We start from the raw sequence: 12,541 nt of genomic DNA, 5'->3' as shown, positions 1-12,541 counted from the left end.
TACCTCGGCGCAGCATTCATTGCTGCCGAAAATTCAGGCGTTATATAACAACTTCAAATAAAGTTGGGCACTGTCTTGCCATAAGAAGCGACTGGCGGAGGCCCTTTTTCTAAGGGCGTTCCAGTTGGCAGTGGGATAGAGCTCCAAGGCCCGGGACAGGGCGTCAAGCAGCGCCTTGGCCTGTTCATCCAGCCCAATCCCTGCGAATACCAAGCCATTGTCACCGTCACTGATGGTATCGGCCAGCCCACCTGTGGCATGCACCAAACAGGGTTGGCCTGCTCTCAAAGCCAGCATCTGGCTGATACCACAAGGCTCAAAAGAACTGGGCATCACAAACAGATCGCCACATTGATAGAGGGCATCGGCCAGCTCCTGATGATAACCATTGATAAAGCGAAAATTGCTGTTACTCGCGGCGATGCGACCAAAGAGTGCCGCTATCTGCTCATCGCCGCTGCCGAGCAGCCAAAAACAGGCGCTGTCGCTGAACTGCGCCAGCCTTAGCAGCAGCTCTTCCAGCACTGTCTTGCCCTGCCAGGGATGACACAGCAAGAGTAACTTCTGTTCAGTGAGCCTGCCAACCGAGGTCAGCAGCATTCCCGGTGACTCAGATATCTGCCCCAAGCGGATTTGAGCAATCATATCTGCCGGCGTCACTGCTTCGCTGCGCCCGAGTTTACTCAATAATGCCTCTGTGGCTATCTTGGGCAGTTGCAACTTGAGTTGCCGCCGCTTGCCGGCAGCGAGCGGTAGTCCTTTTTGATAGTCACAGCCGTTGAGAATGCCGAACACCTGGCCAAGCTTGGCTTTGGCCTGCAGCTCAGCCTCCAACCCCTCACCGCCAAAGAAGCCCTGTTCAGGTTGTGACGGGCGCAGCACTTCCTTGGCGTAAGTCGCCGAGACCAGATGGATGATATCGCTGAACTGAATCGCCGCCCGCAGCGGATTGATACATCCGGGGTAGCGGGTATCCAGCGCCAGCTGCAGCTTGGGATTTGCCCCTTCGGCCAACAGCCAGGGATACCAGGCCGCCAGGGAAGATGCCTCGCCGGCAAGCGGCCGCACACCCTGCATCGCCAGGTTGTGAATACTGAGGATGCAGGGCACTTTTGATAGGCCGCAGTAGGCGGGATCCAGTGCTCTTAACATGGCAAAGCCGCCGCAGTGCCAGTCGTGCAGGTGAAACCTGTCCGGCAGCGGCAATAATCCCTGTTTCAACGCCGCCGCCACTGCGGCGCCGAAAAGGGCGAACTTGCCTGCATCTGTGGCAAAGGGGCGCTCAGGGCCATCCAGGCTATAGACTTCACGCTTAACGCCGCAAAAACCTTCATGAGCCAGAAGATAGATCCACAATCCCTGGGAACCTGGCTGAACCGCCGGATTGGCGATCCGATACAGCCGCGCCCAGGTGTTGCCTGCGCCGAAAGCAAATTCAAACTCGCACAGAAAATCGGCCCCCTGCTCCTTGGCCAAAAAACCATAGTCCGGCATTATGATATGCCCCGCCACGCCTTGGCTTTGCAGCGCCAAAGGCAACTCGGCCAGCACATCGGCCATACCACCGACTTTGGCACCGGCCAAGGCGGCATTTTCCGCCGCCAACATCAACACCTGCAGTTTTGCTTTCGCCACCATTATTCGTACCCCACAGGCAGTCCCAACATGTCGCGGGTCACCAGCACCACACCGTTTTCCGAGACCCGAAAACCCTTGGCCCTGTCGTGGTCATGGTTGAAGCCTATCTCCATCCCCTCGGGGATAATGCAGCCCCGGTCGATAATAGCCTTGCGAATCCGGCAATGACGCAACACCACCACATCGGGCAGGATCACCGAGTCTTCCACCTCTGAGTATGAACAAACCCTGACCTCATTGAAGAGAACGCAGTGGCGCACAGTGGCACCAGAGATAATGCAGCCACTGGAAACCACAGAGTCCAGCGCCATGCCGCGCCTGTCATCATCGTCAAACACAAACTTGGCCGGCGGCAGTTGCTCCTGATAGGTCCAGATGGGCCATTTGGCGTCATAGAGATTGAGCGCAGGAGTCGGCGACAACAGTTCCATATTGGCTTGCCAGAAAGAATCCAGAGTTCCCACATCGCGCCAGTAGGCCTGTTCGTTGGGAAAAGCGCTGCGAAACGGATAGGCATAGACCCGGTGCTTTTCTATGATGGCCGGGATAATGTCCTTGCCGAAATCCCGGTTGGAATCGGCGTTCTGGGCATCTTTTTTCAGCTGTTCAAACAGAAACTCAGTATTGAACACATAGTTGCCCATAGATGCCAGGCAGGATTCGGGGTTATCCGGCAAGGGCCTGGGTTGGGCCGGTTTCTCTTCAAACCCCAGAATACGGTTGCTGCTGTCCACCTCCATCACCCCGAAGGCGTTGGCCGCTTCGGCCACCGGCACCTCCATACAGGAAACCGTCATATCGGCGCCGGACTCGGCATGAGCGGCCAGCAGACCGGCGTAATCCATGCGGTAGATATGATCGCCCGAAAGCACCATCACATAGCGCGGCAGCTCGTGACGTATGATGTCTATGTTCTGAAACACAGCATCGGCCGTGCCCTGATACCAGTTGTCCGAATAACGTTGGGACGCCGGCAATATCTCCACCGACTCCCCCAACTCCTTTTTGAAATGCCCCCAGCCGCGGGTCACGTGGCGGATAAGCGAATGGGACTTGTACTGGGTCACCACCCCTACCCGGCGGATCCCCGAGTTGATGCAGTTGGACAGCGGAAAGTCGATGATCCTGAACTTACCGCCGAAATAGAGCGCAGGCTTGGCCCGCCAATCGGTCAGCTCATGGAGGCGGGAACCCCGGCCTCCGGCCAGGATCAGGGCATAGGTTTCACGGGTAAGGTTACTGATATAACGCGGACTCGGATTCGGCATAAAAGCGTGCTCCCAATTAACAGAAAAAGGCGCTCACTGCGCGCCCCAGATATGGTCGCGATAACCGGCTATGGTGACATCGCTGGAGAAGCGGCCACTGACCGCGGTGTTGCGAATACTCATGGCGGTCCAGCGCTGAGGGTCCTGATAAGCCTTGGCGGCTTGCAGCTGGGCCAGACGGTAGGTTTCAAAATCGGCCGCCAGCATCCAGGGATCCTTTGGCGATTCAATGGCGGCTATGATGGGGTCGAAGATCCCCGGTTCCTGCAGATTAAAGTGACCACTTTTGAGCAGCGCCATTACGCCGCCGAGCGCCGCCGAGGACGCTATATATTGCGCCGGACAGTAGTGCGCCTTGAGCTCCTCCACCGCCAGGGCATTGAGGCCAAACAGAAAGAAGTTGTCTTCACCTACCTCTTCGAGCATCTCGATATTGGCGCCATCCAGAGTGCCTATGGTCAGGGCGCCATTCATCATGAACTTCATATTGCCTGTGCCCGAGGCTTCCTTGCCGGCGGTGGATATCTGCTCTGACAAATCCGTACCCGGGCAGATCACCTCCATGGCGCTGACGTTATAGTCGGGCAAAAAGGCAAACCTGAGCCAGGGACTGACTCTGGGATCCTCATTGACCATATGAGCCACGTTGTTGGCCAGTTTGATCACCAGTTTCGCCATGGCATAACCGGGCGCCGCCTTGCCGCCAATCAAGACGCAGCGTGGCTGCATCCCCTGGGTATCGCCACTGACAATCCGCTGATAGAGATGGATCACATGCATGATATTCAGCAGTTGCCGCTTATATTCGTGGATCCTCTTAACCTGCACATCAAACATCATGGAGGGGTCGAAGTTCACCTGGCAGCGCTGCGCCACCAGCTCGGCCAGCGCCTGTTTATTGGCCTGCTTCACCTCGCGCCAGGCGGCAATAAATGGCTTGTCCGAGGTAAAGGCGTTGAGGGCAGTCAGGCATCTTAGGTCGCTCAGCCAATCCTGCCCCAGGCGGCTGCTGATGAGCGCGGCCAAACGGGGATTACAGTAAGCCAGCCAGCGCCTGGGCGTCACGCCATTGGTACGGTTGTTGAACTTATGCGGCCAGAGCTCGTAAAAGTCCCGAAACAGCCCTGTGGTCAACAGCCTTGAGTGCAGCGCCGCCACACCATTGACCGAAAAGCTGGCCACTATTGCCAGATAGGCCATACGGATATGGGGCTCATCCCCCTCTTCTATGATGGACATCTGCCGCAGACGTGACACGTCGCCGGGCCAGTGATGTGCCACCAACTCCAGGTATCTGGCGTTGATTTCATAGATGATCTCCAGAATACGCGGCAGCATCTGGGCGAACATACGCACCGGCCAGCGCTCCAGCGCCTCCGGCAACAAGGTATGGTTGGTGTAGGCCATGCAGTGGCTGACTATGTCCCAGGCGGCTTGCCACTCCAGCTGATATTCGTCGATAAGCAGGCGCATCAACTCGGGCACCGCAATCGCCGGATGGGTATCATTGAGCTGCAGCACATGAAACTTGGCAAACTCACTGAAGTCCCGGCCTTTGTTGGCAACCCAGGTCGTCAACAGATCCTGCAAACTGGCAGAGGACAGGAAATACTGCTGCCGCAGCCGCAACTCTTTACCGTTTTCACTGCTGTCATTGGGGTACAGCACCATGGTGATCTGCTCGGCCAGATTCTTGGCCGCCACGGCTTCGGTGTAATCCCCCTGGTTGAACTCGGCAAGGTCAAACTCATCCGTGGCCTCGGCCTTCCAAAGCCTCAGAGTGTTGACCCGGCCGTTGCGATAACCCGGCACCGGCATATCATAGGCAACCGCCAGTACATCCTGGGTATCCACCCAGGCTCTGTGCCGACGGCCATCGCGGTCAACATGACTCTGCACATGACCAAAGAAAGGCACTGTCACATTGTGCTGTGAGGCCCGCACTTCCCAGGGGTTGCCATCCCTGAGCCAGCGGTCCGGCTGCTCCTGCTGGTAACCATCAACTATCTGCTGGGCAAACATGCCGTACTCATAACGAATGCCATAGCCAGTGACCGCCAGCCCGAGACTGGCGCAGCTGTCCATAAAGCAAGCCGCCAGCCGCCCGAGACCGCCGTTTCCCAGACCGGCGTCATGCTCTTGCTGTTGCAGGGTTTCAAGCGCTACCGCATAGCCTTGCAGCATCTCCCGGCACTCGTCGGTCAGCTCCAGATTGAGCAAGGCGTTGCCCAGGCTTCGGCCCATCAAAAACTCCAGCGACAGATAGGCCACCTGTTTGCGCTGGTACAAAGCATCCTGGCTGCGACTGGCGCACCAATCGTCCAACAGCTGCTCTTTGACGCTCAGGGCCAACGCCTGATAGAGCTCCTGAGGCCTGCGCTCATTGCGGTTAAGATCGTATCTCAGCTGTCTGGCAAAGGCCGCCGGCAGTGAATCACAGGGCTCGCAGTCATGGTGCGCCAGATGGCCTGGGGCTTGTTGAGTCGCGGGCGCGATTGGCGATGCGGCTTTTGATGCTGTTGTCGATTGGCTCTTACTGCGGCTCTTGACTCTATTCCTTGAAGTGTCAGTCATGGCTGGCTCCTTTGGCTGAGGACGACAGATAACGGCCACCTGCGGCCAGCAGCTGAAAACTGAAGGCGGCAACGGCGAAAGATGAAGCTGTGGGATAGCAGGATTGCTGTTCATCCCGTCCGGCTTCGCTGGAAAGCAGCAATTGCCACTGCTCACCGGCTCCGGGCGGCGGAGATGGCAGACAAAAATGGCTGTTGCTGTCACCGGCATGCAGCAGGATCAGCAGGGCTTCGGTCTGAAGTTTGTTTTCTCCTTGAGGGCTCATATTGGGCTGATGGCTCTTGCTCAGCTGAAGGCTCTTGCTCAGCTGATGGCTCTTGCTCAGCTGATGGCTCTTATTGCGCCGACGGCTCTCTGCCCGCTGAAGGCTCTTATTGAGCTGACGGCTCTGCATCAACTGTAAGCTGCGGCACTGGACTTCGCCCCAATGGCCGGGTGTCATGGCCTCGCCGGAGGCAGCAAACCAAGCCAGGGCTCTGGGAGCCTGGAGGGCATCGGTGTGAATATAGTCATCGCTGTCATAAAAACCGCAATCCCGGCGGATATGGATAAGCTTGCGAACAAAGGCGCCTAGCTCAGTATCTTCCCTGTGCCAATCGAGCCAACCCAATGGGTTGTCCTGACAATAGGCGTTGTTGTTGCCGCTCTGGGAGTTGCCGAACTCATCGCCGGCCAGCAACATGGGCGTGCCCTGGGAGAGCAGTAAACTCGCCAACAGATTACGGCTTTGGCGCGCCCTCAAGGCCAATATGGCGGCATCTTTGCTCTCGCCTTCCACGCCATGGTTGGCACTGAAGTTTTCGTGGTGTCCATCGCGGTTGTTTTCACCGTTGGCCTGATTGTGCCGCTCGCGATAACTCACCAAATCTCTCAGGGTGAATCCATCATGGCTGCAGATAAAGTTGATTGAACTTTGTGGGCCGCGCCCCGAGTGTTCAAACAGATCGCCTGAGCCGGAAAGGCGCCTGGCAAGCTCGGGCAAGAGCCCAGCATCACCGCGCCAGAAGCGCCGCAGGGTATCGCGATATCTGTCGTTCCATTCGGCAAAGCGATTGGGGAACTGCCCCAACTGATAACCGCCCGGGCCTATGTCCCAGGGCTCGGCTATCAGCACACATTGCTGCAGTTCAGGGTCCTGCAGCAAGGCATCGAATAATCCGGCGCGATTGCTGAACCCCTGCATCTCACGGCCAAGGCTGGTGGCCAGATCGAAACGAAAGCCATCCACCCCCATGATATCGACCCAGTAACGCAGCGAGTCCATCAGCAGCTGTACCACTCTTGGATGACTGATATCCAGGCAGTTGCCACAGCCAGAGTCATTGATATAAAAACGCTTATCTGCTGCATGCAAACGGTAGTAGCTGAGATTGTCCAAGCCGCGAAAACTGACGGTCGGCCCCTGACGATTACCCTCTGCGCTGTGGTTGAAGACCACATCCAGCAGGAGTTTGATACCGGCATCATGCAGGGCAGAAACCATCTGCTTGAATTCGCCAATGGCATCGTCAGAGGCCGAATATGCCCCATGGGGAGCGAAGAAACCTATGCTGTTATAACCCCAGTAGTTACTGCGACCACTCTCCAGCAGAAAAGGCTCTGACAGAAAGGCGTGCGCCGGCAGCAGTTCGACACAGGTGATCCCAAGCGACTTGAGATAAGCTATCGCCACCGGGTGCGCCAAACCGGCAAAGGTGCCGCGAAGCTCTGGCGGGATCCCGGCCATGGCGGCGGTGAAGCCCTTGAGGTGCATTTCGTAGATCACTTCATTACGCCATTGGCCGCCCGGCAAGCGCTTACCGGTAAAGCGGGTATCGGCTACCACTTGGCATTTGGGCATGGCCCAGGCGTTGTCACAGGGATCGGCCCATAAATCATCACCTATTCCGCCGCTGCCGGACTCCCGCTCCGGGGCCCCTGGTACAGCGAGCGCCGGTACAGGAAACTCTGGTACCGGGAGCGCTGGCACTGGGGATTCAGCCCCCCCCGGATGGCACACAGCGGCCAATGGCCGGCCCTGCTCATCGACTCTGGCATAGCCAAGTTGCCAGGGGCCATACTGCCAGCGACCACAAAAGGCTCTGGCGTAAGGGTCCAGCAGCAGCTTGGCCGGATTGAATCTGTGCCCTTCCTGAGGCTGATAAGGGCCATGCACCCGGTAGCCATAGCAAAGCCCTTCACCGCCCCCCTGCAGCAAACCATGGAACACCTGCTGCGAGGACGGCATAAGCTCAAAACGGCCCGACTCCCGCCATTGGCCATTTTGGAACTCAAACAGGCACAGCTCGACCCGGGTTGCATGAGCCGAAAACAGCGCAAAATTCACCCCTTCCGGCTCGCCATTGGCTGCATGCACCAGGGTCGAGCCCAGAGGCCAGGGTTTGCCTGCAAGCATCTGCATCAGCCACGCTCCAAGGCGAAATAGACGCTCGCCAGGGGCGGCACCCGGATCAGCGCGCTATATGGCATGCCCTGCCAGGGGATCACCTCGGCTTCCATACCGCCGGCGTTGCCTTGATTACTGCCGCCGTAGAATGCGCTGTCGCTGTTGAGCAGCTCGCGGTAACGTCCGGGCTCTGGCAATCCCAGTCGATAGCCTTCCCTGACACAAGGGGTAAAGTTACAGATAACCAGCACCATGTTGCCGTCAGAATCGATACGCGCAAACGCCAGCAGGCTGTGCTGACTGTCGTTACAGTCGAGCCAGCGAAACCCTTGCGGCTCGCCGTCACACTGCCACAATGACGGCTGCCGGCGGTAACTGAGGTTAAGATCCCGCACCCAATCGCTGAGTCCCTGATGAGACGGATACTGCAGCAGGTGCCAGTCGAGGCTAAAGTCATGTTGCCATTCGCGCCGCTGACCAAACTCGCCGCCCATAAACAGCAGCTTTTTCCCCGGGTGAGCCCACATAAAACCGTAAAACGCCCGCAGCGTGGCAAACTTCTGCCAGTCATCGCCGGGGATCTTCTCCAACAAGGCGCGCTTGCCATGCACCACTTCATCGTGACTCAGCGACAAAATAAACTGCTCGGTATAGGCATAGATGAGGGAAAAAGTCAGTTGCCCATGGTGATAGCTGCGATGTACCGGCTCCTTGGTGAGATAATCCAAGGTGTCGTGCATCCAGCCCATATTCCATTTGAAGCCGAATCCCAGGCCGCCGGCAGCGACATCCCGGCTGACGCCATCCCAGGCGGTGGACTCTTCGGCAATCATGATGATCCCCGGGTACTCATGGTAGAGACGCGTATTGAGCTGCTGCAAAAAGGCTATCGCTTCCAAATTCTCACGGCCGCCATATTCGTTGGCCTGCCACTGGCCCTCTTCGCGGCTGTAATCCAGATAGAGCATGGAAGACACGGCATCGAGACGCAGGCCATCGAAGTGAAACTCCTCCAGCCAATAACAGGCATTGCTGAGCAGAAAACTCTGCACCTCTTTGCGGCCATAGTTGTAGATCAAGGTGTCCCAGTCGGGATGACGGCCACGGCGGGGATCTTCATGTTCATACAAGCAAGTGCCATCAAAATGCGCCAGGCCGTGGGGGTCGGAAGGAAAGTGCGCCGCCACCCAGTCGAGCAGCACACCAATACCCGCCCTGTGGCAGGCATCCACCAGCAGTTTAAGCCCCTCGGGATCACCAAACCTATGACTGGGAGCATACAGCCCCACGGGTTGATAGCCCCAGGAACCGTCGAAGGGGTATTCACTCAGCGGCATAAATTCCACATGGGTAAAGCCGTGAGATTGCAGGTAAGGCACCAAGAGTTCGGCCACCTCTGCGTAGCTGAGAAAACCGCCTTCGCCGTTACGCCGCCAGGACCCCAGGTGCAGCTCATAGATACTGACCGCCTGTCGGTGCCAGGTGCTTTGCGCCCTGGCGGCCATCCAATCATTGTCCTGCCACTGCCAATCACTTTCCGCCATCGGCACTATCGAGGCGTTGTGGGGCGCACCTTGCATCTGTCTGGCGCAGGGGTCGGCCTTTTCCAACCAGCTGCCATCCTGGGTTTGCAGCAAAAATTTATAGTGCTCACCGCCCTGGATTTGCGGCAAAAACAGCTCCCAAAGACCTGAGGCCGGGTGGCGGCGCATACTGTGGCGACGCCTGTCCCAATGGTTGAAATCCCCCAGCAAAGACACGCTTTTGGCATTGGGAGCCCAAACACAAAAACGCACACCTTTTTCGCCCTGGCACTCCAGCCAATTGGCTCCAAGCAACTGCCAGCCCTTCAGCAGACTGCCTTCATTGAAGAGAAAACATGCCTGCTCATCGAGCGAAGCATCAAAGCGGTAAGGGTCGTCCAGCACCAGCTCGGCCTGGGGATAGCTGATGCGGAGCCTGTAGTCGAAGGGTTTTACCCTGCGCCCCATAAAACCACTGAACAGGGGCTCGGCGCCAACGACAGGGTTAAGCTCGGCTACCTTACGGCCGGTTTTCGCGTCCAGCACCTCGACAGCGGCGGCGCCGGGCAGCACGGCGCGCAGTAGCAAGCGGCTGCGGCCATTTTGCTCGACCAGATGCATTCCGAGCCAGGCGAAGGGATCGCCATGGCGCCCTTCGGCCAAGGCGCAGGCGGCGGCAAAGTCCAGTTCCGGGACCAGGCTTTCCTGCTTTGGCTCACTAAAGTGCGGCGCGGTTTCATTGGCGGCGATTTGCTGTTTCATCTGCATCTCCTGTTGATTGAGCTCGAAGCCGCTCCGGCTCAGCGCAGCAACTTTGCTCGCGCACCCGGCGGATATCCCTGAGCAAGGTTTGCAGCAGCTCGGAATCATTGAGGCGCTCCACGGCCAACGAATAACGTCGGCGCCAGTTGGGATACTCAGCGCTGGTGCCCGGGATATTGACCGCCACCTTATCGCCGAGCAGATCTGTCAGCGGCAGGCTGAAAAGCGCACTGCGCCCCGAGGCGACTGTAACGGCGAGGTTATGGATCACGTTTTGGGTATAGGTGACAGAGTCCGGCTCAAGTGCAACTTTTATCTTGTTTTCAAAGGGATAAAATTGCGAGAGCCAAACTTCAAGAGCCTGAATATCCCTGCGGCGGTCATCGCTTTCCCTTGCGTATTGTTCAGCACCCAGCAAACCAAGTTCCCGCCTGAGCCTGAGATCTTCTTCTTCCAGCCAGGCTTTGAGCGGCGCTACATCATGGTTGCTCAGCATCATGATGGCGTTTGGCTTGTAGTCATTTGGCGGCCGAAATCCACCAAACTCAGGGAAATCCTGCTGCTCACGGCAAAAATAGAACAGCTCATTGGAGTACAGCCCGCCAAGCTTAAGCGGCGCTAAGATTTGCGGTGGCACCAGACCAAGGTCTTCGCCAATCACCAGGCAGCGGGCACGCTGGCTCTCCAGCAATAAAATCGCCAGCAGGGTATCAAAGGGGTAATAGACATAGGCGCCTTCAGGCTTGCCAGACTCAGTTTCGACTGCAGTTTCAATCTGATTTTCGGCCTCGGCCGGCCACCACCAGAGACGAAACAGCGACATCACGTGATCTATCCGAATGGCACCGCTGTGGCGCATATTGGTGCGCAGCAACTCAATAAAATGGCTAAAATCCGCTTGCTTGAGACCGACGGGATCCAGAGGCGTCAGCCCCCAGTTCTGCCCCTGGGGCGCAAAGGCATCCGGCGGCGCCCCTATACTGGCACCTTGGCAAAACTGACTCTGATGCTGACTCACCTCAGTGCCGCTGCCAACAGTGCCGACAGCCAGATCCCGGATAAGGCCGATACTCATGCCGGCTTCTATGGCGCGGGATTGACACAAAGCCAGCTGCTCTTCGGCAACAAACTGCAGATAGAGATAAAAATTGGCATCTGTGGGCCAATCTCCGGTGGCGAAACTCGCCTGCTCCCGGGCATAGTGCTGCAGCGCCAGTCCCTCCCGACGCACAAAACCTTCGTAGCCCAGGCGCCTGGGAGCATCCTTGGGCAAAGCGTTGAAACGCTGCCACATTGCTTTGAGGCGGGCACACTTATCACGGTTGACAAGGGCATAGTCCAGCCAGGGGCTGAAGGCCGTTTGCTCGGCAAAAGATTCAGCATCACGGATTGGTGCCGTCCCTTCGGCGCAAAGCAGCGGCGAGATATACAAGGGGTGCAGGCGGCGTCTGTCTATTGGGCTGTAGGGACTTGGGGAGGCATCCTCGGTGAGCGCCAGCGCATGCAGGGGATTAAGCAGAATAAAGTCCAGCCCCTTGGGGGCCAGCTGGGTTATCAGCTTCAGCAAGGCTCCAAAGTCACCCATTGCCTCAGGGCCGGGAGTATCCTCCTGCCACAGAGAAAACAACTGCACACTGACACCCCAGGGTCTGCGATGAGGCTCGGTTTGTCGCGCCGTATTTTTTTGCAGTACGCCTTGGAAAGCCTGCCTTGGCGCTACCATCAAGGTACCGACAGCAAGTAGCTTCTCATCACCATCACGCTCAATGATGGATAAAGACACCCTGTGGTAGCCAAGTCCGGCGGCAATGCCACAGTTACCGGAAACCTCGTCCAGTTTAAGCTCGTGCTCAAAATAGCAGCGCTCATCGATACGATAATCGCCACGCACCGGACAGTCTGCCGCTGAAAAGCTGACAACAAACTCCTCACCCAGCTCACTCGTCAGCGTCAGCTGCAGCGCCTTGGATAGCAAAGACTGCGCCTCGAGTCTGAACCTCAGACTGAGACTGTCGAGATAACACCACTGAAATGAAGGCAACAGCTGCTGCCAGGGTTCGGCATCGAGCTGATGGATCCGCTGCTCAATCCAAAGCTCGCTCGCATCTTCGGGTATAGGGCCACACATGGCGCAGAGGATCTGTTTGCGTGTGTCGGCCGATGTAGGGCAAAAACGCCCATAGCTATCGCTGAAGCCGTCCCCTATCCCTTGCAGATACAGCAACTTCTCCAGTCCCATCTCAGCACTCCACGCCAATCACCTTAAGTTCCCTGTGAGCAGATAGCATGCCAGGGTAAAATAACAGCAATAAGACAGAGGTGTGTCAGCCAAGTGACAAGTATTTAATGATTCAATTCAGCAACTTGATGAAATCAACCCTGATGCTTGG

At 57.3% G+C, this 12,541-nt stretch carries 6 protein-coding genes; all 6 read right to left on the bottom strand.

Translation table 11 applies throughout. The features are described from left to right. Positions 1 to 33 precede the first annotated feature (33 nt). The 6 genes from RC73_RS11395 to malQ are packed head-to-tail and all read right to left on the bottom strand — an operon-like array spanning position 34 to position 12,390. Positions 34 to 1,638, bottom strand: coding sequence for a glycogen synthase (locus tag RC73_RS11395; RefSeq protein ID WP_235369999.1), 1,605 nt, complete (start codon positions 1,636 to 1,638; stop codon positions 34 to 36). Further along, positions 1,638 to 2,906: a glucose-1-phosphate adenylyltransferase gene (gene glgC / locus RC73_RS11390; protein WP_025889422.1), complete on the bottom strand. Its 1,269-nt coding sequence runs from the start codon at positions 2,904 to 2,906 to the stop codon at positions 1,638 to 1,640. The genes RC73_RS11395 and glgC overlap by 1 nt, the downstream gene beginning before the upstream one ends. 33 nt (positions 2,907 to 2,939) lie before the next feature. Then, on the bottom strand, positions 2,940 to 5,480 hold the full coding sequence (locus RC73_RS11385; protein ID WP_039034751.1) for a glycogen/starch/alpha-glucan phosphorylase: 2,541 nt from the start codon (positions 5,478 to 5,480) through the stop codon (positions 2,940 to 2,942). Next, complete coding sequence (gene glgX / locus RC73_RS11380) at positions 5,473 to 7,881, bottom strand: glycogen debranching protein GlgX (protein ID WP_052248151.1); 2,409 nt, start codon at positions 7,879 to 7,881, stop codon at positions 5,473 to 5,475. Before glgX ends, RC73_RS11385 begins: the two co-directional genes overlap by 8 nt. Next, positions 7,881 to 10,151 carry a 1,4-alpha-glucan branching protein GlgB gene (gene glgB, locus RC73_RS11375; RefSeq protein WP_082014303.1) on the bottom strand — a complete coding sequence of 757 codons (2,271 nt, stop codon included), beginning with the start codon at positions 10,149 to 10,151 and terminating at the stop codon, positions 7,881 to 7,883. The genes glgX and glgB overlap by 1 nt, the downstream gene beginning before the upstream one ends. Next, a complete protein-coding gene (malQ, locus tag RC73_RS11370) occupies positions 10,126 to 12,390 on the bottom strand; it encodes a 4-alpha-glucanotransferase (RefSeq protein ID WP_052248150.1) in 2,265 nt (754 codons plus the stop codon). Before malQ ends, glgB begins: the two co-directional genes overlap by 26 nt. Positions 12,391 to 12,541 lie beyond the last annotated feature (151 nt).

Source organism: Shewanella sp. ECSMB14102 (assembly GCF_000813075.1).
GTDB classification, from domain to species: domain Bacteria; phylum Pseudomonadota; class Gammaproteobacteria; order Enterobacterales; family Shewanellaceae; genus Shewanella; species Shewanella indica.
Note: the sequence above shows the minus strand (reverse complement) of the source record. Positions and strands in the feature narration are given on the sequence as shown.

Excerpts from the sequence above, each read along its gene's own strand:
- RC73_RS11395 (WP_235369999.1), bottom strand. The coding sequence starts at position 1,638 with ATGGTGGCGAAAGCAAAACTGCAGGTGTTGATGTTGGCGGCGGAAAAT.
- glgC (WP_025889422.1), bottom strand. The coding sequence starts at position 2,906 with ATGCCGAATCCGAGTCCGCGTTATATCAGTAACCTTACCCGTGAAACC.
- RC73_RS11385 (WP_039034751.1), bottom strand. The coding sequence starts at position 5,480 with ATGACTGACACTTCAAGGAATAGAGTCAAGAGCCGCAGTAAGAGCCAA.
- glgX (WP_052248151.1), bottom strand. The coding sequence starts at position 7,881 with ATGCAGATGCTTGCAGGCAAACCCTGGCCTCTGGGCTCGACCCTGGTG.
- glgB (WP_082014303.1), bottom strand. The coding sequence starts at position 10,151 with ATGAAACAGCAAATCGCCGCCAATGAAACCGCGCCGCACTTTAGTGAG.
- malQ (WP_052248150.1), bottom strand. The coding sequence starts at position 12,390 with ATGGGACTGGAGAAGTTGCTGTATCTGCAAGGGATAGGGGACGGCTTC.